The organism is Pseudomonas sp. lyk4-TYG-107 (genome assembly GCF_030209055.1).
GTDB lineage: Bacteria > Pseudomonadota > Gammaproteobacteria > Pseudomonadales > Pseudomonadaceae > Aquipseudomonas > Aquipseudomonas putida_A.
In genome coordinates this window covers 262,782-286,729 of sequence record NZ_JARVST010000004.1, presented here as the reverse complement: position 1 = coordinate 286,729, position 23,948 = coordinate 262,782, and the positions used below count along the sequence as shown (strand labels likewise).

General features: G+C 63.0%; 26 protein-coding genes. 17 read left to right on the top strand and 9 right to left on the bottom strand.

Annotated elements, in window-relative coordinates:
* Window positions 1–67: 67 nt before the first annotated feature.
* Together QRN61_RS05305 and QRN61_RS05300 are read left to right on the top strand one after the other, a co-directional pair.
* Window positions 68–1,255, top strand: coding sequence for an acyl-CoA dehydrogenase family protein (locus QRN61_RS05305; RefSeq protein WP_027613378.1), 1,188 nt, complete (start codon window positions 68–70; stop codon window positions 1,253–1,255).
* A 25-nt stretch (window positions 1,256–1,280) separates the two neighbouring features.
* On the top strand, window positions 1,281–2,384 hold the full coding sequence (locus tag QRN61_RS05300; protein WP_285373376.1) for a sigma-54 interaction domain-containing protein: 1,104 nt from the start codon (window positions 1,281–1,283) through the stop codon (window positions 2,382–2,384).
* Here the strand turns inward: QRN61_RS05300 and QRN61_RS05295 are convergent.
* Window positions 2,381–2,746 (bottom strand): antibiotic biosynthesis monooxygenase, encoded by a 366-nt coding sequence (locus QRN61_RS05295; protein WP_285373375.1) that lies wholly within the window; start codon window positions 2,744–2,746, stop codon window positions 2,381–2,383. The two genes, QRN61_RS05300 and QRN61_RS05295, sit on opposite strands and share 4 nt — an antisense overlap.
* 96 nt (window positions 2,747–2,842) lie before the next feature.
* Between QRN61_RS05295 and soxR the strand changes: the two genes are divergently transcribed.
* The 4 genes from soxR (at window position 2,843) to QRN61_RS05275 (ending at window position 5,944) form a co-directional block, all read left to right on the top strand.
* Window positions 2,843–3,292, top strand: a complete 450-nt coding sequence (gene soxR, locus QRN61_RS05290; RefSeq protein WP_096795000.1) for a redox-sensitive transcriptional activator SoxR — start codon at window positions 2,843–2,845, stop codon at window positions 3,290–3,292.
* 103 nt (window positions 3,293–3,395) lie between these two features.
* Window positions 3,396–3,854: a VOC family protein gene (locus QRN61_RS05285; RefSeq protein WP_096794999.1), complete on the top strand. Its 459-nt coding sequence runs from the start codon at window positions 3,396–3,398 to the stop codon at window positions 3,852–3,854.
* A gap of 239 nt (window positions 3,855–4,093) precedes the next feature.
* Entirely contained in the window at window positions 4,094–4,969 is an 876-nt protein-coding gene (locus QRN61_RS05280; RefSeq protein ID WP_285373374.1) for an alpha/beta fold hydrolase, read from the top strand.
* A gap of 24 nt (window positions 4,970–4,993) precedes the next feature.
* Window positions 4,994–5,944, top strand: a complete 951-nt coding sequence (locus QRN61_RS05275) for a LysR substrate-binding domain-containing protein (protein WP_285373373.1) — start codon at window positions 4,994–4,996, stop codon at window positions 5,942–5,944.
* A gap of 123 nt (window positions 5,945–6,067) precedes the next feature.
* On the opposite strand, the gene leuD is transcribed toward QRN61_RS05275, so the two are convergent.
* Together leuD and leuC are read right to left on the bottom strand one after the other, a co-directional pair.
* Complete coding sequence (gene leuD, locus QRN61_RS05270) at window positions 6,068–6,682, bottom strand: 3-isopropylmalate dehydratase small subunit (RefSeq protein WP_097088242.1); 615 nt, start codon at window positions 6,680–6,682, stop codon at window positions 6,068–6,070.
* Complete coding sequence (gene leuC, locus QRN61_RS05265; protein ID WP_097088244.1) at window positions 6,679–8,097, bottom strand: 3-isopropylmalate dehydratase large subunit; 1,419 nt, start codon at window positions 8,095–8,097, stop codon at window positions 6,679–6,681. The genes leuD and leuC overlap by 4 nt, the downstream gene beginning before the upstream one ends.
* A gap of 317 nt (window positions 8,098–8,414) precedes the next feature.
* Here leuC and QRN61_RS05260 point away from each other — a divergent pair, with 317 nt between their 5' ends.
* From QRN61_RS05260 to QRN61_RS05225, 8 genes are read left to right on the top strand one after another with little or no spacing between them, the layout of a single operon-like run.
* Window positions 8,415–9,605 carry a PepSY-associated TM helix domain-containing protein gene (locus QRN61_RS05260; protein ID WP_047599900.1) on the top strand — a complete coding sequence of 397 codons (1,191 nt, stop codon included), beginning with the start codon at window positions 8,415–8,417 and terminating at the stop codon, window positions 9,603–9,605.
* Window positions 9,602–10,144, top strand: coding sequence for a PA2404 family protein (locus QRN61_RS05255; RefSeq protein ID WP_027613388.1), 543 nt, complete (start codon window positions 9,602–9,604; stop codon window positions 10,142–10,144). Before QRN61_RS05260 ends, QRN61_RS05255 begins: the two co-directional genes overlap by 4 nt.
* Complete coding sequence (locus tag QRN61_RS05250; RefSeq protein WP_097088250.1) at window positions 10,141–10,482, top strand: hypothetical protein; 342 nt, start codon at window positions 10,141–10,143, stop codon at window positions 10,480–10,482. The genes QRN61_RS05255 and QRN61_RS05250 overlap by 4 nt, the downstream gene beginning before the upstream one ends.
* Entirely contained in the window at window positions 10,479–11,054 is a 576-nt protein-coding gene (locus QRN61_RS05245) for a DUF6162 family protein (RefSeq protein WP_285373372.1), read from the top strand. The genes QRN61_RS05250 and QRN61_RS05245 overlap by 4 nt, the downstream gene beginning before the upstream one ends.
* Window positions 11,055–11,089: 35 nt before the next feature.
* Entirely contained in the window at window positions 11,090–12,019 is a 930-nt protein-coding gene (locus tag QRN61_RS05240; protein ID WP_253150016.1) for a metal ABC transporter substrate-binding protein, read from the top strand.
* Window positions 12,016–12,864 carry a metal ABC transporter ATP-binding protein gene (locus QRN61_RS05235; RefSeq protein WP_285373371.1) on the top strand — a complete coding sequence of 283 codons (849 nt, stop codon included), beginning with the start codon at window positions 12,016–12,018 and terminating at the stop codon, window positions 12,862–12,864. Before QRN61_RS05240 ends, QRN61_RS05235 begins: the two co-directional genes overlap by 4 nt.
* Window positions 12,864–13,763 carry a metal ABC transporter permease gene (locus QRN61_RS05230; protein ID WP_003226663.1) on the top strand — a complete coding sequence of 300 codons (900 nt, stop codon included), beginning with the start codon at window positions 12,864–12,866 and terminating at the stop codon, window positions 13,761–13,763. The genes QRN61_RS05235 and QRN61_RS05230 overlap by 1 nt, the downstream gene beginning before the upstream one ends.
* Window positions 13,764–14,669, top strand: a complete 906-nt coding sequence (locus tag QRN61_RS05225; RefSeq protein WP_285373370.1) for a metal ABC transporter substrate-binding protein — start codon at window positions 13,764–13,766, stop codon at window positions 14,667–14,669. It abuts the gene before it with no gap.
* Between the two features lie 185 nt (window positions 14,670–14,854).
* Here the strand turns inward: QRN61_RS05225 and QRN61_RS05220 are convergent, their stop codons facing one another.
* The 5 genes from QRN61_RS05220 to QRN61_RS05200 form a co-directional block, all read right to left on the bottom strand.
* Entirely contained in the window at window positions 14,855–15,079 is a 225-nt protein-coding gene (locus QRN61_RS05220) for an MbtH family protein (RefSeq protein ID WP_003226665.1), read from the bottom strand.
* A gap of 83 nt (window positions 15,080–15,162) precedes the next feature.
* On the bottom strand, window positions 15,163–16,575 hold the full coding sequence (locus tag QRN61_RS05215) for an aspartate aminotransferase family protein (RefSeq protein WP_204896478.1): 1,413 nt from the start codon (window positions 16,573–16,575) through the stop codon (window positions 15,163–15,165).
* 143 nt (window positions 16,576–16,718) lie between these two features.
* Window positions 16,719–17,204, bottom strand: coding sequence for a GNAT family N-acetyltransferase (locus QRN61_RS05210; RefSeq protein WP_285373369.1), 486 nt, complete (start codon window positions 17,202–17,204; stop codon window positions 16,719–16,721).
* A 217-nt stretch (window positions 17,205–17,421) separates the two neighbouring features.
* Window positions 17,422–18,744 carry an ATP-binding protein gene (locus QRN61_RS05205; RefSeq protein ID WP_098964858.1) on the bottom strand — a complete coding sequence of 441 codons (1,323 nt, stop codon included), beginning with the start codon at window positions 18,742–18,744 and terminating at the stop codon, window positions 17,422–17,424.
* Entirely contained in the window at window positions 18,744–19,424 is a 681-nt protein-coding gene (locus QRN61_RS05200; protein ID WP_096794987.1) for a response regulator, read from the bottom strand. The genes QRN61_RS05205 and QRN61_RS05200 overlap by 1 nt, the downstream gene beginning before the upstream one ends.
* Window positions 19,425–19,577: 153 nt before the next feature.
* On the opposite strand from QRN61_RS05200, the gene dsbD reads away from it, so the two are divergent.
* The 3 genes from dsbD to dsbG are packed head-to-tail and all read left to right on the top strand — an operon-like array spanning window position 19,578 to window position 22,927.
* Entirely contained in the window at window positions 19,578–21,311 is a 1,734-nt protein-coding gene (dsbD, locus tag QRN61_RS05195; protein ID WP_285373368.1) for a protein-disulfide reductase DsbD, read from the top strand.
* A complete protein-coding gene (locus QRN61_RS05190) occupies window positions 21,312–22,181 on the top strand; it encodes a TlpA disulfide reductase family protein (RefSeq protein WP_003226672.1) in 870 nt (289 codons plus the stop codon).
* Window positions 22,157–22,927 (top strand): thiol:disulfide interchange protein DsbG, encoded by a 771-nt coding sequence (gene dsbG, locus QRN61_RS05185; RefSeq protein ID WP_027613399.1) that lies wholly within the window; start codon window positions 22,157–22,159, stop codon window positions 22,925–22,927. The genes QRN61_RS05190 and dsbG overlap by 25 nt, the downstream gene beginning before the upstream one ends.
* A gap of 113 nt (window positions 22,928–23,040) precedes the next feature.
* On the opposite strand, the gene QRN61_RS05180 is transcribed toward dsbG, so the two are convergent.
* On the bottom strand, window positions 23,041–23,856 hold the full coding sequence (locus tag QRN61_RS05180; RefSeq protein ID WP_027613400.1) for an alpha/beta fold hydrolase: 816 nt from the start codon (window positions 23,854–23,856) through the stop codon (window positions 23,041–23,043).
* Window positions 23,857–23,948: the final 92 nt, after the last annotated feature.

Here is a 23,948-nt window from a genome sequence, read left to right as displayed (position 1 = left end):
GTGCTGACCACATCGCGAGCAGGCTCACTCCTACAGAGAATCGCGTCGATTTGATGAGGAACACCGCGTGACCGCCAAACCACAAAGCACCCTGCTCTCCCCGCTGCAGACCGCGCGCCAACTGGCCGCCGAATTCGCCGTCACCGCCGTCGAGCGTGACGAGCGCGGCGGTACGCCGAAGGCCGAGCGCGATGCCCTGCGCGACAGCGGCCTGCTGGCCCTGAGCATTCCCACCCGCTACGGCGGCCTCGGCGCGACATGGAGCGAAACCCTGCAGATCGTGCGCGAGTTCGCCAAGGTCGACAGTTCCATCGCCCACGTTTTCGGTTTTCATCACCTGATGCTCGCCACCGTGCGCCTGTTCTCGCGGCCCGAACAATGGCAGCCGTGGTTCGAACAGACCGCGCGGCAGAACTGGTTCTGGGGCAACGCCCTCAACCCGCTCGACACCCGCACCGTGGTCAAGGACTTCGGCGGTTGGCGCGAGTTTTCCGGGAAGAAAAGCTTCTGCTCCGGCGCCAGCGATTCGCAGATGCTGATCGCTTCGGCCGTCGACGAAAGTGCCGGCGGCAAGTTGCTGATCGCGGCGATCCCCAGCGGTCGCAGCGGCATCACCCTGCACGACGACTGGAACAACATCGGCCAGCGCCAGACCGACAGCGGCAGCGCCACGTTCGAACGGGTGCGGGTCGAAGAATCCGAGCTACTGCTCGATCCCGGGCCGTTGAGCACACCGTTCGCTTGCCTGCGTCCGCTGATCGCGCAACTGACCTTCACTCACATGTTCCTCGGCATCGCCGAAGGTGCGTTTGAGGAAGCGCGGCAGTACACGCTGAGCGAAACCCGGCTCTGGCACAAATCCGCCGCCCGCAATGTGCGTGAAGACCCGTACGTGCTCGCGCATTACGGCGAGTTCTGGGTCGCGCTGGAAGGCATCCGTCTGCTGGTCGAACGGGCCGCCGCGCTGCTTGACGAGGCCTGGGCTCAAGGCCCGAACCTGACGGCAGAAGAGCGTGGACATCTGGCCACGGCGATTGCCACCGCCAAGGTCGCCGCCAGTCGTCAGGGGCTGGATATTTGCAGCCGTTTGTTCGAAGTCACTGGCGCGCGCTCGACCCACGCTTCGCTGCGTCTCGATCGGCACTGGCGCAACCTGCGCACGCAGACCCTGCACGACCCGCTCGACTACAAACTTCACGAGTTGGGCGACTGGGCGCTGAATCAGGCGCTGCCGGTGCCAACTTTCTATTCCTGATCCTGCTTTTAATGGAGCGAGCCCCATGCAACTGCTGACCCTTCCGCCCTCACCCGCTCTGGCGACGTCGATCCGTGCCACCGCACAGGTCTTCGAAGACCCCAAGTCCCAGGCCCTGCTGGCGCATCTGCAGCAGGTCGCGCCGAGCGAAGCCAGCGTACTGATCATCGGCGAGACCGGCACCGGCAAGGAGCTGGTGGCGCGGCACATCCACAACCTGAGCAATCGCCGGCATCGGCCGTTTGTCGCGGTCAACTGCGGCGCGTTTTCCGAATCGCTGGTGGAGGCCGAGCTGTTCGGCCATGAAAAAGGCGCTTTCACCGGCGCGCTCAGCGCCAAGGCCGGCTGGTTCGAAGAGGCGGATGGCGGCACCTTGTTCCTCGACGAAATCGGCGATTTGCCGATGGCGATTCAGGTCAAGTTGCTGCGGGTGTTGCAGGAGCGCGAAGTGGTGCGCCTCGGCTCGCGCAAGAGCATTCCGATCGATGTGCGCGTGCTGGCCGCGACCAACGTGCAACTGGAGAAAGCGATCAATGCCGGCAACTTCCGCGAAGACCTGTTCTACCGGTTGAACGTGGTCAATCTGGAACTCAGTCCGCTGCGCGAACGACCCGGCGATATTCTGCCGCTGACCCGACATTTCATCGAGGCCTACAGCCAGCGCCTGGGTTACGGACGGGTCAGCATCAGCTCCGGTGCCGAACAGAAACTGCGCAGCTACAGTTGGCCGGGGAACATCCGCGAACTGGAAAACGTCATCCATCACACCCTGTTGATCTGCCGCAACGGCGTGATCGAGCGCGACGATCTGCGCCTGTCGAACCTGCGCATCGAGCGCCCGGACGATCAGCAGTCGAGCGCCGACGATTCACCGGAAGCGCTGCTGGAGCGAGCCTTCCAGAAGCTCTTCGAACAACAGGCCGGCGCCCTCCACGAAAAGGTCGAAGACGCCCTGCTGCGCGCCGCCTATCGCTTCTGCCATTACAACCAGGTGCACACCGCCGCGCTGCTCGGTCTGAGCCGCAATGTCACCCGCACGCGGCTGATCAAGATCGGCGAACTGGCGGTGAACAAACGGCGACTCACGGAGAACCTGCACGGTGAACGCCTGATCCAGTTGTCGATCTAGCCGACCAGATTGCAGTGCAGCGCATCGTCATGACTGCGGGCGATGCTGCTCAACACCTGAAATGAATTGAAGGTCACGGTCTTCGCCTGATGGGCGCGGATCAGCTGCCAGAAATCCTGCTCGCCGCTTTCAAAGCGACAGAACGCCGCCTCCCCGGCCTCGCGGCTCTGCCATTGCAGTAAGCTCAGCACCCGCCGACCGTCGTCGCTGACCTGGACGCTGGCGCTGACAAAGCCAGCGTAGCGCTGTGCCAGATGTTCGCTCTGCTGCGCCAGCGCACAGACCAATGCCGGTTGCTGGCGCGGCTCGATCTCGAATTCGATCAATTGGGTAAAACTGCGATTTTTCGTCGAGGTTTGCATGAGAAGTCCCCACTCATCATTAAGCCGAGTCTTGCGACTCGAAGGCTTGCAGGGTAAAACCTCTAGTTAAGTCAAGGTCAAGAGTCCTTTTGCAAAATGATCACCCCGGAAAATCTGCACAAACAGCTCACCGTGGGCGAAGTCGCCGCGCGCAGCGGAGTCGCGGTCACTGCCCTGCACTTTTATGAATCGAAAGGGCTGATCAGCAGCCAGCGCAATGCCGGCAATCAGCGCCGTTATCCACGGGCAGTCTTGCGCCGGGTGGCGTTGATCAAGGTCGCGCAGCGTCTGGGCATTCCGCTGGCGGAGATTGGCGAGGCGCTGAAGAGACTCCCCGACGACCGCGCTCCGACAGCAGCAGACTGGAAAGTCCTGTCCGAACAATGGCGCCGCGAACTGGACGAGCGGATCAATCAGCTGACCTTGTTGCGTGACCGGCTCACCGGTTGCATCGGTTGCGGGTGTCTGTCGATGGAGGCCTGCCCGTTGCGCAATCAGGGCGATGTGCTCGGTGATCAGGGGCCGGGGGCGCACTTTCTGGACTGACTGCTCGTCGGGGAAAAATGCTGGCCGCGCAGACAGTTCTATAGTGAATCTTCCACAAATCCGGTGGAGCCATACCTCGCAAAACAAAAACAGGGAGAACGTCATGAGCGTCAAACCCATTCCCGAGGGGTATCACAGCATTACCCCGTACCTCGGCATCCTCAAGGCTGCCGAAGCCATCGAGTTCTACAAGAAAGCCTTTGGCGCGACCCAGGTCATGCGCCTGGACATGCCCGACGGGCGCGTCGGCCACGCCGAACTGCGTATTGGCGACAGCGCGATCATGCTCGGCACGCCGTGCGATCAAGGGCCATTGAGTGGTCCGGACAATGCCGTGTCGGTCGGTTTGCATCTGTATGTCACCGATGTCGACAAGTCCTTTCAGCGGGCGCTGGATGCCGGGGCGAGTGCGGTGTCGGAGGTCAAGGATCAATTTTATGGTGATCGCAGCGGGACGCTGAAGGATCCCTATGGTCACCTGTGGTTTCTGGCGACGCGCAAGGAGGATCTGACCGAGGAGCAGATCAAGCAGCGGGCGATGGAGATGTTTCAGCAGGGTTGAGATTTTCAGGGTTTGGGCTGGCCTCTTCGCGGGCAAGCCCGCTCCCACAGGGATCTCCGGTGTTTATACGATGGGTGTCACACAGAAAAACACTGTGGGAGCGGGCTTGCCCGCGAAGGGGCCAGCCCTGACGACACACATCACACTTCATGAACCACCACACCACGCTTCAACCCTTGCCCCGAATGCCGAACACTTTCAGGATGCATCCCACCCGCACCTGAACAAGGATCAGCCCGATGTTTGCCGGATTCGTCAAAGACCAGCGCCACGTCAACGGTGTCGACATCGCCTATCGCCTCGGCGGCAGCGGCCCAGGGTTGTTGCTGTTGCACGGACACCCGCAGACCCACGTGATCTGGCACAAGATTGCCGAGCAGTTGGCGGAGCATTTCACCGTGGTCGCCGCCGACCTGCGCGGCTACGGCGACAGCGCCCGACCGGCTGCCGATGAACAACATCGTAATTACTCGAAACGCGAAATGGCCAGGGACAACCTCGAGTTGATGCAGGCGCTGGGCTTCGAACAATTTTCGATTCTGGCCCACGACCGTGGCGCCCGGGTCGGCCATCGCCTGGCCCTCGACCACCGCGTTGCGGTGCAACGGATGATGCTGCTGGACATCGCCCCGACCCTGGCGATGTACACGCAGACCAACGAAGCCTTTGCCCGCGCCTATTGGCACTGGTTCTTCCTGATCCGCCCGGCGCCGTTGCCAGAAACCCTGATCGAGGCCGATCCCGCAGCCTATCTGCGCAGCGTGATGGGCAGCCGCAGCGCCGGACTTACGCCGTTCACCGAGCCAGCGTTCAGCGAATACCTGCGTTGCCTGCAACGTCCCGGCAGCGCCCGGGGCATTTGCGAGGATTACCGCGCCAGTGCCAGCATCGATCTGGAACATGATCGGGCCGACATCGCTGCCGGCCATCATCTTGACCTGCCGCTGCGGGTGCTGTGGGGCGCGCAAGGCACGGTCGGGCGCTGCTACGACCCGCTCAAGGAATGGCAGCACGTGGCAACCGACGTCAGTGGCAAGGCGCTGCCTGCCGGGCATTATCTGGCCGAAGAAGTGCCCGAACTGTTGCTCGCCGAAGCGCTGGATTTCCTGCGCTGAATCGAGCCCTGTACCGCCGATGCTATGCTGGCGGCTTGTGCCGCCAATGCTCGTTCCCACATGTCCCAGAACCAAAACCCCGTGCCCCTGCCCGAAGACCTGCGCGTGCTGCTGACCGTTATCCGCAAGAACGGTTTTGCCGCCGCTGCGGATGAACTGGGCCTGTCCCCGGCCTACGTCAGCAAACGCATCCAGATTCTCGAATCGACCCTCGGCACTCGCCTGCTGCACCGCACCAGTCGCCGCGTGTCGCTGACCGAGGACGGCGAGCGGGTGCAGCGCTGGGCCTTGCGCATCCTCGATGATTTTCAACAACTGCATGACGATCTCGCCGACGCCCACGACAGCCCACGCGGGCGTTTGCACATCTGCAGCAGCTTCGGTTTCGGCCGCAACCATGTGGCGCCTGCGGTTTCGCGGCTGGCCGAGCTTCACCCGCAGTTGCAGATTCGCCTGGACCTGTTCGACCGCGCGGTGGACATCGTCAACGAAGGCTTCGATCTGGAAATCCGCGTCGGCGACGACCTGCCCGGTCAGCACATCGGCCGGCAACTGGTGAGTAACCGCCGGGTGCTGTGCGCTGCGCCCGCATACCTTGAGCGCCGCGGCACACCGCAGACTCTGGACGATCTGCAACAACATGACTGCCTGGTGATCAAGGAGCGCGACAACGCTTTCGGCGTCTGGCATCTGGATCGCGACGGCACGCAGGAAAGCGTGCGGGTCAGTGGGCCGCTGTCTTCCAACAACGGCGAGATCGTCCTGCAATGGGCGCTCGACGGACGCGGCGTGCTGCTGCGTTCATTGTGGGATGTGAAACCGTTGCTGGAACAGGGCCGACTGCTGCCGGTGCTGGCCGCTTACAGCCAGAGCGCCAATGTCTGGGCGGTGTACCCGACGCGGCTGGCCAATTCCGGCAAGCTACGGGCGTGTGTGGAGTTTTTGCAGGGGCATTTCAAGGATCTTTCTCTCTAGCCCAGACACCACAAAACTCTGTGGGAGCTGGCTTGCCAGCGAAGGCGTCAGCTCAGCCAATATAAATGTTGGATGTGCTGGCCTCATCGCTGGCAAGCCAGCTCCCACAGGGTCAAAGGGGTGTCAGGTCAGCCATGGGTTGGCGGCCAGATGTTCGCGCTCGAACGCCTCGATCTGCTCACGCCGCTGCAAGGTACTGCCTATCGCATCCAGCCCCAGCAACAGTGCGGTCTTGCGCAAGCCGTCAATCTGGAAATCGATGACTTCACCGTCCGCCAGACGTATCTGCTGCGCCTCAAGATCCACATGGATCAGTGCCGTTTCAGGCTGACTCACCAACCGGCCAATGCGCTGCACCTGTGCCTCGTCCAGGGTAATCAGCAACACCCCGTTGCGCTGGCAGTTGTCGTAGAAGATCCCGGCAAAACGGCTGCCGATCAGCGCGCGAATGCCCATTTGCTGCAACCCCCACACCGCGTGTTCGCGGCTGGAACCGCAACCGAAATTCGGCCCGACCACCAGAAAGTTCGCGCCCTGCCAGGCCGGTTGGTTCAACACGAATTCCGGGTTGGGCGTACCGTCGGCAAGAAAGCGCAGATCGAAAAACAGTCCACGATCCAGTCCCTGACGATCGATACCCTTGAGAAACTGCTTGGGCATGATCACGTCGGTATCGACGTTGGCCGCGAGCAGCGGCGCGGCCCGGCCGCTGACTTGCGTGAAGGGTTGCAGGCTCATGGGCGTTCTCCAAAGTGGCGGATGTCGGTGAGGTGGCCGCTGATCGCGGCGGCGGCGACCATCGCCGGGCTCATCAGGTGGGTGCGCGCCCCGGCGCCCTGGCGGCCTTCGAAATTGCGGTTGGTGCTGGAGGCGCAACGGTCGCCGGGCGCGAGCACGTCATCGTTCATCGCCAGGCACATCGAGCAGCCGGACTGACGCCATTCGAAACCGGCGTCGATGAAGATCTGCGCCAGCCCTTCGGCTTCAGCCTGAGCGCGGACCTCACTGGAGCCGGGCACGATCATCGCCCGCACATGCCCTGCCACCCGCCGCCCGCGCACGACGCTGGCGGCGTCACGTAAATCTTCGATCCGCGCGTTGGTGCAGGAGCCGATAAAAGCGTGGCTGATGACGATATCGCGCAGCGCCATCCCCGGCTCCAGGCCCATGTATTGGAGGGCGCGGCGCATGTCCTGACGCAGGATCGGATCGTCGATGCGTTGCGGGTCCGGCACCTGCGCACCGATCGGCGCGGCCTGATCGGGGCTGGTGCCCCAGGTGACCATCGGCTCCAGCAGACTGGCATCGAGGTGGATTTCGCGGTCAAACACCGCGCCGGGATCGCTGCGCAGTTCACGCCATCTTTCCACGCCGCGCGCTAACAGTTCGCCTTGCGGTGCGCGGGGTTTGCCGTTGAGATAAGCAAAGACTTTTTCGTCCGGTGCCATGAAGGCGCCGCGTGCACCGGCTTCTACCGCCATGTTGCAAATGGTCATCCGCGCTTCGACGCTCAGCGCATCGATGGTCGATCCGCAGAACTCAATCGCATAGCCAGTGGCGCCCGACGCACCGATGCGGCCGATCAGCGCCATGATCACATCCTTCGACGTCAGCCCCGGCGCCAGTTCGCCATCCACCGTCACGCGCAGGCTTTTCAGGCGTTTGTAGACCAGCGTCTGCGAGGCCAGCAAGTGCTCGATTTCCGAGGTGCCAATGCCAAATCCGAACGCCCCCAGCGCACCGTACGTGGTGGTGTGGCTGTCACCGGCAGCGATGACCATGCCCGGCAGAATGAAGCCCTGCTCCGGGGCGATCACATGCTCGATGCCCTGACGTTTATCGAGAATGTCCAGCAGTTCGATGCCGAAGTCCCGGCAGTTCTCCGCCAGATACGACACCTGCCGCGCACCGCCGGCATCAGGCATCGCCGCCACCCGTTTGGGGGTGGTCGGGTTGACGTGATCGACCACCGCCAACGCCGTACCCGGCCGCCAGACCTTGCGCCCGGCGGCGCGCAGACCGCTGAACGCCTGCGGGCTGGTGTATTCGTTGATCACCTGGCGATCGATATACAGCAGCACATGGCCCTGATCGTCGAGGCGGCACACGGTGTGCGAATCGATGTGTTTGTCGTAGAGAGTTCTGGGGCTCATCAGGGCGCTCGCTCAAGGGAATGCGGTGCTTTCCATCATAGGGAGCGCTTTGATGGCATCAATTGGCAGGCAGTGAGAGCGGCGTTCATGAATCGTGTTTGATCGGCTGCTCACCGCTCCCACAGGGAGTTGGTGGTGACAGGGGGAATTGCGAAACATTTGCTTTCATATCGTCTTTCGGGATTTGTCCGGCTCATCCGTCCTATATAGATGCAGGCCGCTCGCACAGGCAACAGCCACGACCGCGCCTTTTGCGGACACCCGCGCTGCGAAGCCCGTAGCCGCGTGCCCTTTCATCGAAATCAAGACGCGCAATCATGTCGAAGAAATCCCGCTCCAAACTGTGGTTCCTGGTGCATAGCTGGCTCGCGCTGCCGATCTGGTTTTTTGTCCTGATCGTCTGTGTTACCGGCACGCTGGCGGTGGTCAGCCAGGAAATCGTCTGGCTGGCCAACCCGCAGATGCGCGCCAGCCAGCCATCGGATGACGCGCCGCTGCTCAGCTACGATCAAGTGCTGGCCGCGATCAAACAGGCCGAACCGCAGACGCTGGTGGAAAGCATCAGCCGTCCCGACGAATCGCACTTCGCCCTCGACGTCGAGGTCAGCTACCCCGACGGCCGCTCGCAGACGGTCTACGTCAACCCGTACACCGGGGTGATTCAAGGCCCGGCGCCGGACTTCAACTTCAAGGCGTTCACCCGCGCCCTGCACGGCTGGTGGCTGGTGCCGTTCACCAATGGTTTCAGCTGGGGCTGGTACCTGGTGTCGTTCCTCGGCCTGCCGATGCTCGCTTCGCTGGTCACCGGGCTGGTGGTGTACAAGCGTTTCTGGAAAGGTTTCTTCAAACCCACCCTGCGTTTTCGTCACGGTGCGCGGATCTTCTGGGGCGACTTCCATCGACTGAGCGGCATCTGGTCGATCTGGTTCATCGCGGTGATCTCGATCACCGGCACCTGGTTTTTGATCCAGGCCATTCTGGCCGACAACCAGGTGTCCATCAGCAGCGAACCGATCATTCCCGCCATGTCTCGGGAAAGCGTACCGATGTCGAGCGACGCCAGTCCTCCCCCACGGATCAGCCTCGATCGCGCGGTACAGATCGCCGAACAGCACATCCCCGGGCTGGAGGTCAGCTTCGTCAGCCTGCCGGGCAATGCCTACAGCCACTTGAGCCTTGGCGGGCGCGGCTGGTACCCACTGATGTTCCAGACCGCCACGCTCAACCCGTACAACGGTGACATGGCCGCCACGCGACTGCTGACTGACCGCTCCTCGCTGGAGTTTGTCACCGAGTCGATGCGCCCACTGCACACCGGTGATTTCGGCGGTCTGTGGATCAAACTGATCTGGTTCTTCTTCGGTCTGCTGCTGAGCATGATGGTCCTCAGCGGCCTATTGATCTGGACCAAGCGCACCGCGCTGGCCACCGCCAACGCCCTCAAGCGCGAAAATAAAAAGGCCCGCAGCCCCCGCGTCAGCCGTGAACCGGCGGAGGTCAGCCTGTGAGCCCGTCCAATCGCACTGCCCAACCGTCCGCCCTGCGCCGCTTCTGGCACAAATGGCGTTTTCATCTGAACGCCCTGTTGCTGCTGATTCCGTTGGGCTTCATGCCCAAGTATTTCGCCGATGCCGCGCTGTTTCGCGGTGACGTCGGCCTCGGTGAGCATGAGGTCGGCGAAATCCAGGTCGGCCCGTGGAGCCTGCGCCTGGCCGAACTGCGTAACGAAGCACCGCGCCTGAGCGGCCCCGCCGGTTACATGAAGGACTTCAATGCCGCCCTCTGCGATGCCTGTGTCGAACAGGTCAAGGCGACGTACCTGCGCATCGGCAAACCGCGCAGCCTGCGCGCCGCCGGGGTGATTTTCTTTGGCACGCCGTATCGCATGGGCGCGCAATTGCCGGTGGCGGAAAAAACCAAAGCCGATGCCGAACTGTGGATCACGATGGAAGGCTGGGACGGCAGCATGCATCAGGCCTCGATTCCCCTGAGCCAGGCCTCCCCCGCCACCCTCGCCTGGCTGAACCAACAAGGAGCCAAACCATGAACCGCGTTCAACGCCCTTCCCGCCTGCAGTTGCGCGCCGCGTTGCTGATGCTGTGCGCAGGTTTCAGCGCCGGCGCCCTGGCCCATAACCCGATGTGCGAATGCAAAGCCGTCGATGCCGAGCAGATCAAATGCACCGGCGGCTTCTCCGACGGCAGCGGCGCGCCGGGGGTGACCCTCGATGTGATCGGTTACGACGAAACCATTCTGCTGCCGGGCAAGCTCGGCGCCGATTCGACCGTGACGTTCAAGAAACCGGCGGCCGAGTTTTATGTGCTGTTCGACGCCGGCCCCGGCCACGTCGTGGAAATCGACCAAGCCGACATCGAGGCCCCATGAGCACGCCCACCACCCAAGTCGTCCGCCCGGCCGGTGCCGGGCATGAAACCCTCAATGTTCTGCTGTTGTGTTTGCTGATCCTTGCCGTCGCCGGATCAGTGGTGGCATGGCGCGGGGTGTCCCATGAACCGGAACCGGTCGCCAGCCATCAGTTCGATGCGCGGCGCGATCTCAGCGCTGCCGAGCAAGGCATCTATGCCGATCTGCGGGTGACCCTCGATGAAATTCGCCTGCTGCGTGAGGAACAGCAAAGCCTGCCGACGCCACAGACTCTGGCTGAAGAAGGCTTCGCCCCGTTCGCCCAGGACGCCAGTTCGGTCAGCCGTGGCGGGCATGCCTGGCAATTGCTGGCGGACACGGCCTATTTCGGCCACAGCCAGGCGCCCGCCGTCGCCGGTTCATTCGTGATGCTACTGAGCGCCGACGCCACTGCCGCGCCGGACATCTGGCTCAACCGCGCCGCCGAGCTGCAGACGCCCACCGAACTGACTGACGCCGCGCTGTCCGCCGCAGGCTGGAAACAGATCGTCGCGCAGTTCGATGCCGGCGTGACCCGCGAGCATCGCCACTGAACCTTCGCCTTCACCCGAGAGAAGACCGCTTGCCCATGCTTATTTCCCTGACTCGCCGTCCCCTCCTGCGCACCCTGCTGTTAGGCCTGTGCGCGTGCCTGCTGAGCCCGCTGGCCAGCGCCGAACCGGGCAAACGCCTGCGCATCGGCATCACCCTGCACCCGTATTACAGCTATGTGGCGAATATCGTCGGCGACAAGGCCGAGGTGGTGCCGCTGATTCCCGCCGGCTTCAACCCGCACGCCTACGAGCCACGCGCTGAAGACATCAAACGCATCAGCGGTCTGGATGTGATCGTGCTCAACGGGGTCGGTCATGACGACTTCGCCGACCGCATGATCGCCGCCAGCGAAACGCCGAACATCAAGACCATCGAAGCCAACGAAAACGTGCCGCTGCTGGCGGCCACCGGTACCGCTGCGCGCGGCGCCGGCAAAGTGGTCAACCCGCACACCTTCCTGTCGATCAGCGCCTCGATTGCCCAGGTCAACAACATCGCCCGCGAGCTGGGCAAACTCGACCCGGACAACGCCAGGACCTACACCCAGAACGCCCGCGCCTACGGCAAACGCCTGCGGCAGATGCGCGCCGATGCGCTGGCCAAACTGACTCAGGCACCGAACGCCGAACTGCGCGTGGCCACGGTGCATGCGGCCTACGACTATCTGCTGCGCGAATTCGGCCTGGAAGTGACGGCCGTGGTCGAACCGGCCCACGGCATCGAACCGAGCCCGAGCCAGTTGAAAAAGACCATCGACCAACTGCGCGAACTCGACGTGAAGGTGATCTTCTCGGAGATGGATTTTCCCTCGACCTACGTCGAAACCATCCAGCGTGAGTCCGGGGTGAAGCTGTACCCGCTGTCGCACATTTCCTATGGCGAATACAGCGCCGACAAATATGAGAAGGAAATGACCGGCAACCTCGACACCGTGGTGCGGGCGATTCAGGAGTCCGGGGCATGACAGCAAAAGAAACCCTCTCTGACACCCCGCCATCCCCTGTGGGAGCGAGCCTGCTCGCGAAGGCGTCCGGTCAGTCAGCATCATTATTGAATGAACCACCGCATTCGCGAGCAAGCCCGCTCCCACAAGGGGTAAGTGGGCCGACTCTGGATTTTGCGGGAGTCTCTCTGACCCTCGGGCGCACCACGATCCTCGACAACGTGACCTTCCAGGTTCAGCCCGGTCACGTCCACGCCCTGGTCGGCCCCAACGGCGGTGGCAAGAGTTCGCTGATCAAGACCCTGCTCGGGCAAATGCCGCATCAGGGTCAACTGAGCCTGCACTGGCCCGGCCAACCCGGCACCATCGGCTACGTGCCGCAGGCGCTGGAGTTTGATCGCGGCCTGCCGATGACCGTCGACGATTTCATGGCCGCCATGTGCCAGCGCCGCCCGGCGTTTCTCGGCCTGAGCAAGCATTACGCCAAGGCCATCGGCGAGGCGCTGGAACGGGTCGGCATGCAGGACAAGCGGAAGCGGCGCATGGGCGCGTTGTCCGGTGGCGAACGGCAGCGCGTGTTGCTCGCTCAAGGCTTGATCCCGGCTCCGCAATTGCTGGTGCTGGATGAGCCGATGTCGGCCCTCGACGAAGCCGGGATCCAGGTGTTCGAACGCCTGCTCGGCGACTGGCGCGCCGCTGGCATCACCGTGCTGTGGATCGAGCACGATCTGGAAGCGGTCAAGCGTCTGGCCGACCGGGTCACCGGTCTCAACCGCCGCGTGCTATTCGACGCCACGCCGCAACAGGCACTGACCCCGGAACGTCTGCTGAGTCTGTTTTCCACCCATCCACGGAGCGCGGTCTGATGAGTTACGAAGCCTTTCGTTTGATGGTTCAGGGCTGGGCGTCGTCCGGGTACCTGCCGGAAGCGCTGGCCTACGGCTTTGTGGTCAACGCATTGCTCGCCGGCCTGTTGATCGGTCCGGTGCTCGGTGGCCTCGGCACGCTGGTGGTGGTCAAGCGCTTTGCGTTTTTCTCCGAAGCGGTCGGGCACGCGGCGCTGACCGGCGTGGCCATCGGCATTCTGCTCGGCGAACCCTACACCGGGCCGTACGGCAGCCTGTTCGGTTACTGCCTGTTGTTCGGCATCCTGCTCAACTACCTGCGCAACCGCACCGGCCTGGCGCCCGACACCCTGATCGGTGTGTTCCTGTCGGTGTCGCTGGCGCTTGGCGCGAGCCTGCTGTTGATTCTGGCGGGCAAGATCAACGTGCACATTCTGGAGAACGTGCTGTTCGGTTCGGTGCTCACCGTCAATGGCAACGACCTGCTGGTGCTGGCCATCGTCGGTTCGCTGGTCATGGCCCTGGCACTGCCTTTGTACAACCGGATCATGCTCGCCAGTTTCAACCCGCAACTGGCGGCGGTGCGCGGCGTCGCGGTGAAGACTCTGGATTACCTGTTCGTGATTCTGGTGACGCTGATCACCGTCGCGGCGGTGAAGGTCATCGGCGCGATTCTGGTCGGCGCGTTGCTGGTGATTCCGGCGGCGGCCGCGCGTTTGCTCAGCCAGTCGCTCAAGGGCTTCTTCTGGTGCTCGGTGCTGATTGCTACCGTCAGCACGCTGTGCGGGATTCTCGCGCCGATCGTCTTCGATCTGCCAATCCCGTCCGGCGCCGCGATCATCCTGGTCGCCGGCATCGCCTTCGCCCTCGCCGCCATTGCGCGCGGGGTTGTCCCGAGTCTGAAAGGGAACCTTGGATAAATGATCTTCTCACTGCGAAAACTGACCCTGGCCATGGCCCTGTGCGGCGTGGTCGGCAGCCCGTTGCTGGCGGCTGAAAACCCTCAATCGCTGCGCGTACTGGCCTCGTTGCCCATCACCTACGGCCTCGGCGAAGTGCTGCTCAAAGGCACCGACGTCAGCCTGGAACGCGCGGCCCCGGCGAATCTGCCGGGCAGCCGTCAGACCGCATACTTCACCGGTCGCGGCGCTCCGGCGCTGGGCAAACTGGCGAGCAATGCCGACGCGGTGATCGGCGTGCGCTCGCTGTGGGCCGATGATCCGCTGTACCCGATCGCGCGGCGCAGCAACATTCGCATTGTCGAAGTCGACGCGGCGCGCCCGGTGGATGGCGCCCTGCCGGGGATCGCCGTGCAACCGGGGCTGAAGGTCGATGGCTTGAACAGTCAGCCATGGCTGGCGAGCAACAACATGGGACGGATGGCTGATGTGATCGCGGCAGACCTGGTGCGTCTGGCGCCGTCGGCCAAACCGAAGATCGAGGCCAATCTGGCGGCGCTGAAACAGCGCCTGCTCAAGCTCAGTGCCGACAGCGAAGCGCGCCTGGCCGAGGCTGAAAACCTGAGCGTGATGAGCCTCAGCGATCACTTCGGTTACCTGATTGGCAGCCTGAATCTGGAGCTGATCGGCCAGGACGCGCGAGCAGATGCCGAGTGGACAGCCGAAGATCTGAAGAAGCTCACGGCGACGCTGAAGGACAACGACGTGGCGCTGGTGCTGCATCATCGTCAGCCGTCGGAGGCTGTGAAAGCGGCGATTGCCGAGTCGGGGAGTCATCTGCTGGTGTTGAGTACCGATGCAGCGGACCCGGTGGCGGAGCTGGAGGGGAATGTGGATTTGTTGCTCAAGGGCTTGAGCGGAGCGTAGTTTCAGTAACACCGCGTTATCGTTCTTCGCGAGCAAGCCCGCTCCCACAGGGGAGTTGTGTGCACCACAGATCCAATGTGGGAGCGGGCTTGCTCGCGAAGAGGCCCGCCAGAACAACACCATTGCCAGCCATGAAAAAACCCGCTGCCTGTCACCAGTCCAGCGGGTTTGTTTTGTCTGTCGGATTACTGAGCGGCCGCCTGCCCTTCCATCTTCTGCCGCAGGCTCAGCGGACGCATGTCGGTCCAGACTTCTTCGATGTAGGCCAGGCATTCCTTCTTCAGGCCGCTCTTGCCCACGGTGCGCCAGCCTTCCGGCACGGCTTTGTAATCCGGCCAGATCGAGTATTGCTCTTCGTGGTTGACCACGACCTGAAAGAGGATGTCCTCGCGGTCGAATACTGACGTCATGCTGGTTCTCCATCGTTGTAAGGGTGGGCTGCACCGGGGGTGCAGCCGGGTATGTAGTAAGAACGTTCGGCGCTGCGAAAAATTTACAAAGCGGCGGTGGCAGCGGCCAGGGCCCGGCCGAAGATCTCGGCGACGCGGTCGATTTCGGCGGCGGTGATCACCAGCGGCGGCAGGAAGCGCACCACCGCACCGTGCCGGCCGCCCAGTTCGAGAATCAGCCCACGCTTGAGGCATTCGCGCTGCACCAGCGGTGCCAGACGCGCGAACGCGGGTGGGTGACCGAGCGCATCCGGCGCGCCGTTCGGGTCAACCAGTTCGACGCCGAGCATCAAGCCACGACCACGAATGTCGCCCAGTTGCGGGAAGTCGCGTTGCAGGATGCGCAGGTGTTCGCTCAGGCGCTCGCCCATGGCGGCGGCGTGTTCGCAGACCTTGTGTTCAAGCAGATAACGCATCACCGCGGAACCGGCTGCCATTGCCATCTGATTGCCACGGAACGTGCCCGCATGGGCACCCGGTTGCCAGGTGTCGAGCCAGTCGCGATAGACCACCACCGCCAGCGGCAGGCTGCCGCCGATGGCTTTGGACAACACCACCACGTCGGGGACGATGTCGGCGTGTTCGAAGGCAAACATCTTGCCGGTGCGCGCGAAACCGCTCTGGATCTCGTCGACGATCAGCGCCACCCCGGCCTTTTCGGTGATCCGACGCAAGCCGCGCAGCCACTCGATATCGGCCGGGATCACCCCGCCCTCGCCCTGCACCGCTTCGACGATCACCGCTGCCGGCAACTGCACGCCGGCCTCAGGATCATTAAGCAGGTTTTCCAGGTAACTCAGGTTGGCTTTGACCCCGGCCGCGCCGCCGAGACCGAACGGGCAACGGTAGTCGTAAGGGAACGGCATGAATTGCACACCGTTGCTGAGCAAGGCGCCCAGCGGCTTTTTTGGCCCCAGACTGCCCATCAGGCTCAATGCGCCCTGGCTCATGCCGTGATAACCGCCGGAGAACGACAGCACGGTGCTGCGCCCGGTGGCGGTGCGCACCAGTTTCAACGCGGCTTCCACCGCATCGGTGCCGGTCGGGCCGCAGAACTGGATTTTCGCTTCGGCCGCCAGTGCTGGCGGCAGCAAACCGAACAGGTCCTGGACGAACTGATCCTTCACTGGCGTGGTCAGGTCGAGGGTGTGCAGCGGCAGCTCATCGGCCAGCACTTGCTGGATCGCCTCGATTACCACCGGGTGATTGTGCCCCAGCGCGAGAGTGCCGGCGCCAGCCAGGCAGTCGATGAAGGTGCGACCTTCGACATCTTCGACGTACAGGCCCTTGGCGCGCTTGAGGGCCAGCGGAATGCGTCGCGGGTAGCTGCGGGCGTTGGATTCCTGCTGGCTCTGCCGGGCCAGCAGTGGTGATTCGTTGAACTGATACAGGGTTTCCGCCGGCGCGGAGCTGATCCGGGCCGACGACTCTTCGATAAGGCTGGTGGCGACTGACATCTCTCGACCCCTCAATACGCTATGGATAGTGACCAAAACAGCACACCGCACAGGTGCGCGTTCCGGTCGCGGGGCGCACATGCAGGTTTTCCTGTTCTGGAAACGCTTAAGCGGGGCGAGGATTTAGACCCTTGATCGAGATGTCAGTCGGACAATGGCAACAGCTTGTGCAGCGTAACGCGGTGCAAGCCCTGATCGCTGGCGCGTGGCACTGCATCGCAGTAGCCCAGATGCCGATAAAAAGCCGCGCCGCTACATGTGCTGGCGATGCGCGCCTGCGGCACACCACGAATCCGCAGCCAGCCTTCAAGGTCGGTCATCAGGGCGCGCCCTGCGCCACGGCGAAACCATTCCGGCTGCACATGGCAAAAACCTATCTCACCGCTGGCCGTGGCCATGCCGACACCCACCGGTTTGTCCTGCAACAAGGCGATATTCAGGTAGCAATGCGCGTCGGCAAGGTGCGCGCTGATGACGTCGGCAGATTGTCGGCCGATCCAGCGGCTGACCAGTTGCGGATCGTTGCGGTGTTCGAGCGCACAACCGACGCGAATCGATCGCTCGATGATGCGACTGATGATGCCGGCGTCGGCAGGTTTCGCCGGGCAGATGCAGATCGATGCTTCCATGGCGCGTTCCCTCAATCCATTGAGTCAGAGCAGCCCCGACCTTAACGCCGAGGCTGGCGAATCACCAACGCAGAGACGTTACATTTGATGTGCCACACCACAAATCCCCTAATGTGGGAGCGGGCTTGCTCGCGAAGGCGGCGTGCCAGTCAGCAACCTGTCGACTGACCGGACGCCTTCGCGAGCAAGCCCGCTCCCACAGGGGATTTTTGCTGGTTCAGACAGGTTGCAGCGGCATGGTCAACTCGACGCGCAAGCCATCCGGCCGGCTGTCGAAATGCAGGGTGCAGGCGCAGCGCTGGACGATGGCTTGCACGATGGCCAGGCCCAGTCCGCAGCCGGTGCTCTGGCCGTTGCGCCAGAAGCGTTGGGTCAGGTGCTGCAGATCTTCCGCCGCAATCCCCGGGCCGTGGTCGCGCACCACAAAACGGGCGCGCTGGCCGACCGTTTCCAGACTCAGCTCCACCTCAGCGTCCGCCGGGGTATGGCGCAGGGCGTTGTCGAGCAGATTGCGCAACGCGGCAATCGACAGCACCGCCGGCATTTGCACCGGCGCACTGGAGAGCTGCTTGGGCAATTGCAGTTTGATGCGCTGACGCTCGCCGCCGGCCGCATCCTGCATCGCCAGTTTCGCCACCTGTTCGGCGCTGCACTGCACGCCGTCATCGAACGACAGACTGCCCTCGACCCGCGCCAGCAACAGCAGTTGCTCCAGCGTGCGGTGCATGCGGTCGGCGCCCTCTTCGGCGCGTGCCAACGACTGATCACGGGCACTGCCTTCGGTCATGCGTGCCACTTGCAGGTGGGTCTTGATCGCCGTCAGCGGGCTGCGCAGTTCGTGGGCGGCATCACCGGTCAGGCGGCGTTCACGCTCGATGGTCTTGCCGATGCGCTGAAACAACTGATTCTGGGTATCGAGCAGCGGTTTCAGTTCACTGGGAAACGACTGCAACTGCAATGGCTCAAGCGAGTCGGCGTTACGCCGCATCAAGGCCTCGCGCAGTCGATTGAGCGGCGCCAGGCCCTGACCGATGCCCAGCCACAACAGGCACAGGCAACCGAGCAACGCCACGCCCACCGGCACCGAGGCCGCCAGCAGGATCGACATGTTCAGCGCTTCGCGTTCGATCTGCCGATCGGCCGTGGTGATCCGCACATCCCCCCGCGCGAGAGTGAAACTGCGCCACGGCGCGCCATCGATCATCTGATCGTGGAAGCCCATTTTTTCCGCTTCCAGGGTTTGCTCGGGACTGCTGTGGCTGCGGGCCAGAATTTCCCCGCGCAACGAACTGACCTGACAGGCCATGCCGCCGGGAATGTTCAATTGTTCGGCACTGAAATGGGTGCCCTCGCCCTTGCTCGGCAGCGCCGGCAGTTGCTCCAGCAGCCCGGCGACCATGCGCGCCGAGGCCACCAGCCGCTGGTCGAGGGAAAACATCATTTGATTGCGCAAGTCGCTGAGCATCCAGGCCGCAGCCAGCGCCCAGATCAGGGCGAACGCGGCGCCGAGGGTCAGACTCAGGCGCAGACGCAGACTCATCACTTCTGTTGTTCTCCACCATCGGCCGGCCCGAGGCGATAACCCAGACCGCGCACGGTTTCGACGATGCCCTTGCCGAGTTTGCTGCGCAGGTGATGGATATGCACGTTCAGCGCGTTGCTCTCCAATTCGTCATTGAAGCCGTAGACGCTGTCCTTCAACTGCTCGGTGGACAGCACTCGGCCACGGTTGTGCAGCAGCGCCTGCAATAGCGATTGCTCGCGGCGCGACAAGTCCACCGGTTGCCCGGCCAACATGGTTTCGCGGCTGCTTGGATCGTAGGTCAGTGCGCCGTGTTCGATCAGGTTGACGCTGCGCCCGGCGACCCGGCGCAGCAGGGTTTGCAGACGCGCGAACAATTCACGCAGATCGAAGGGTTTGAGCAGGTAATCGTCAGCCCCGGCCTGCAAGCCATCCACGCGGTCGGTGACCGAGTCGCGTGCGGTCAGGATCAGCACCGGAATTTCCAGGCCTTGCTGACGCAGCTGTTGCAGCAACTTGAGGCCATCTTCGTCGGGCAGGCCGAGATCGAGCACCATCACGTCGAATTCGGCGACCTTGAGCATCGCCCGCGCTTTCGAGGCGGTGTTGACGTGCTCGACCGTCAAGCCCTGCGCCGTGAGACCGGCAACGATACCGCTGGCGATCAGTTCATCGTCTTCGCAAACCAGTACGTGCATGATCCGTCCCGTAGAAAAAAGCCGATTAGGCCGTTGGCCGATTAAGCTGACATTATGGCGCCCAACGCCACAGCGACAAGGGCGTGACGGTTAATCATCGGTTAATCGCCATCCACCATTGTGCCCACACTTGCACAGGGACAAGGCTCCTCCATGCGTCATTTTTTTCTTTTGTTTGCACTGCTGATCTCCGGCCTGGCCCAGGCGGGAAACAATCCATTCGAGACCAAACCGGAATTTCTCCCGGTCGACAAAGCCTTCGTGCTCACCTCCGAACGCCTTGAGTCCGGGGAAACCCAGCTGTTCTGGCAAATCACCGACGGCTATTACCTGTACCAGAAACGTCTGAAATTCGACGGTTTGACGGCCGAGCAGCAGCCGGCGTTGCCCGAGGGCGAGTCGCACAGTGACGAGTTCTTCGGTGAACAACCGGTGTATCGCCAAGGGCTGGAGGTGAAAGTCCCGGCCTCGGCCAGCGGTCAGATCAAGGTCAGTTACCAGGGCTGCGCCGATGCCGGCCTGTGTTATCCGCCTCAGACCCGGGTCATCGATCTGGGCGGCGAAGCGACGCCAACGACCAGCACTGAAGCACCGGATCAGGCCCTGGCCAGCAGCCTGCAACAACGGGCGCTGGGCTGGAGCCTGCTGGTGTTCTTCGGCCTCGGCCTGTTGCTGGCGTTTACCCCGTGTTCGTTGCCGATGCTGCCGATTCTGGCGGGCATGATTGTCGGCAGCGGTGCAACCCCACGCCGTGGTTTCGCCCTGGCCAGCAGCTATGTGATCTGCATGGCGCTGGTGTATGCAGCGATGGGGGTGATCGCTGCGCTGCTCGGCGCCAACCTGCAGGCGTGGCTGCAAAATCCATGGCTGCTCGGTGCATTTGCAGCAGTGTTCGTGGTGCTGGCGCTACCGATGTTTGGCTTCTTCGAATTGCAATTGCCGGTGGCCCTGCGTGACCGCCTCGAACACGCTTCGCGCAGTCGCAATGGCGGCAGCCTGATCGGTGCCGGGGTGCTCGGCGCGTTGTCCGGTCTGCTGGTCGGCCCGTGCATGACCGCGCCACTGGCCGGCGCCTTGCTGTACATCGCGCAGAGCGGCAATGCGCTGCACGGTGGCTTGATTCTGTTTGCGCTGGGCATCGGTATCGGGGTGCCGCTGTTGCTGTTGGTGACCGTCGGCAATCGCTTTCTGCCGAAACCCGGAGCGTGGATGAACCTGCTCAAGGGCATCTTCGGTTTCCTGTTCCTCGCGACCGCGCTGCTGATGTTGCGCCCGGTGCTGGACTCGTCGCTGTGGCTGGGCCTGTGCGGCGCGCTGCTGCTGATCGCCGCGTTCTGCGCCTGGAAGCAATCGGACGGCTTCGGCCGGGTCGCCCAAGTGTTCGGCGCCAGCTCGCTGTTGCTCGGGTTGTGGGGCAGCCTGCTGCTGATCGGTGCCGCCGGTGGCAGTGACGACCCGTATCAACCGCTGCAGGTGTACAGCGCCGGCCGAGTCGCCAGCACCACGCCGAGCGGGCATGACGCGTTCACCACGATCAAGGATCCGGCCGCCCTGCAGCGCGAACTGGATAGCGCCAAGGCTCAGGGCCAGTGGGTGCTGCTCGATTACTACGCCGACTGGTGCGTGTCGTGCAAAGTCATGGAAAAACAGGTGTTCGGCAAGGACAAGGTCATGCAGGCACTCAGCGATGTGCGCCTGCTGCGCCTCGACGTCACTGCCGATAATGCCGCCAGCCGCGAGCTGCTCGGCCGCTACAAAGTCCCGGGGCCACCGAGTTTTGTCTGGATCGGCACCGACGGCGAAGAACGACGTAGCCAGCGCATCACCGGTGAGGTGGATGCCGAGACGTTCCTGCAACGCTGGACCACCACCCGAGACGCCAATTAAATGCTGACGTTCACCCTCGGCACCTTTGCCATCGCGCTTAACCACCTGCTGCTGATCAGTGCCCTGGCGCTGGCGACCTTTGTCGGCTGGCGGGTGGCCAAGCGTGGCGGCGATAACCCCGAGTCGGCGCTGTTCAGCCTGTTTCTGCTGGGCATGCTCGCGGCACGCGTGGCGTTTGTCGCCCTGTACTGGGGCCACTATCGCAACGATCCGTGGCAGATCATCGACCTGCGCGATGGTGGATTCCTCGCCTGGCCGGGGGTGATCGTGCTGCTGCTCGCCGCTCTCTATCGCGGCTGGCGTCGCCCGGGCCTGCGTCGGCCATTGGGGTTTGGCGTGGCCAGCGGCGTGCTGTTCTGGTTGTTGGCGACCCTGTCACTGAACATCTACGAACAAGGCACGCGCCTGCCGGAAATCACCCTGCGCAACGCCGCCGGGGAGACCATCCAGCTCAGCGACTATCAGGGCGGACCATTGGTGATCAACCTCTGGGCAACCTGGTGCCCACCGTGCCGGCGCGAGATGCCGGTGCTGGAAAACGCTCAACAACAACGCCCGGACCTGACCTTTCTGTTCGTCAATCAGGCCGAAAGCATGCAAAGCGTTGCCACCTTCCTGGAAACCCAGGGCCTGAGCCTGAACAACGTGCTGTTCGACCGCAGCGGTCGACTGGGTCAGGCCGTGGGCTCCATGGCGTTGCCGACTACGCTGTTCTATAGCCCTGACGGTCGCTTGCTGAGCAGTCATCTGGGCGAACTGTCGAACGCCAGCCTGGCCCGCGCCCTGGAAAATTTCGACATCCCGAATCCAACCGCCGCACCGGCCACCTCTGCAAGGAAACTGCCATGCCCCGCCTCCGCCACCTGCTGACGCTGACTCTGGGCACTGCCCTGCTGCACCTGCCGTCGGTGCAGGCCGCCGAAGAATTGCCCGCCGCGATCAAGCAGATCGAAGCCAAGGGCGCAAAAATCGTCGGCCAGTTCGACGCCCCGGACGGCTTGCGTGGTTATGCGGCGCAGTACCAGAACCGTGGCATGGCGTTGTACCTGACGCCGGACGGGAAACACGTGCTGCTCGGCAATCTGTACGACGCCGACGGCAAGGATCTGAGCAGCGAGCCGTTGCAGAAACTGGTCTATGCGCCGATGGCCAAGGAAATCTGGGGCAAGTTCGAAGCCAGCAACTGGATTCAGGACGGCAACAAGGACGCGCCGCGCACCGTGTACCTGTTCAGCGATCCCAACTGTCCGTACTGCAACATGTTCTGGGAACAGGCGCGACCATGGGTCAAGGCCGGCAAGGTGCAGCTGCGGCACATCATGGTCGGGATCATCCGCGAAGACAGCCCGGCGAAATCCGCCGCGCTGCTGGCGGCGAAAGATCCGGCCAAGGCCCTGGAAGATCACGAAAAGGCCGGCAAGGCCAGCACCCTGAAGCCGTTGAAAGACATTCCAAAAGCGGTGCAGACCAAACTGGCCGCCAACATGCAGTTGATGGAAGACCTGGAACTGCAGGCGACGCCGGCGATTTTCTACATGGATGACAAGGGTGAGCTGCAACAGCAGCAAGGCGCGCCTTCGCCGGAGAAACTGGCGAAAATTCTCGGGCCAAAGTGAGTCCGGCTTCTTTATTGCCTGATCGGGCCTCTTCGCGAGCAAGCCCGCTCCCACAGGGATCACCGCGGTCACTGTGGGAGCGGGCTTGCTCGCGAAAAGAACGATGACACGGTTTAGCGGTTGCGCTCAGCCAAAAAAGTAAACAACACCTCGCTCACAAACTGCGGATTCTCCAGGCTGGAAATATGCCCCGCCTCCGGCACCAGCACCCACGGGCAACCGATCAATTCAGCCATTTCCTGTGCCTCCGACGGCGGTCGCGGTTTGTCCTGATCGCCGCACAGCACCAGGGTGGTCGCGGCATTCAGTTCGCCCAGGCGCGGCAACAGATCATCACGACTGAAGGTGATACGCCCCATCGGCACGATGCTTTCGCGCAGGCGATCCGCGGTGTAGGCCGCCAGTTTGGCGCGGAAGTCCTGATACAGCGCCGACTGCGGATCGATGCCCGGGCGGAAGAAGATCGGCACCACGATGTCGAGCAACTGAGGCGCAATCTCGCCGCTTTCCTCGATTTGCTTGAACAGCGAGAAATAGTACTGACGGGTTGGCTCAGGCTCGACGCCGACGTAGGTGTCGAGCAGTACCAGACCGTTGATCCGCTGCGGTGCCGACAACGCCAGACGCACGCCCCACATGCCGCCGACTGACAGCCCCGCCAGCGTTATCTGCTCGATCTGCAGGTGGTCGAGCAAGGCCTCGACCTGCCGCGCGATGTCATCCAGCGAGGTGGTGCCTTGCGGCAAGCGCCCGGATTCGCCGTGGCCCCACAGGTCCAGCGCAATCACCCGGTAGTGCGGCGACAGCGCAGCGATCTGCGGCGCCCACATGGCCGTGTCCCACAGATAACTGCCCGCCAGCAACACGGCCGGGCCGGTGCCTTGATCAATGTAGTGCAGCGCTTGTCCGTCAACCGTGAAGAAAGGCATCGACCACCCCCGCGACAAAAAAAAGAGAACCGGCAGACTGAGCTGCCGGTTGTTGATCGTCAACCGTGTAAATGTCTGAAAATGTGCCGCCC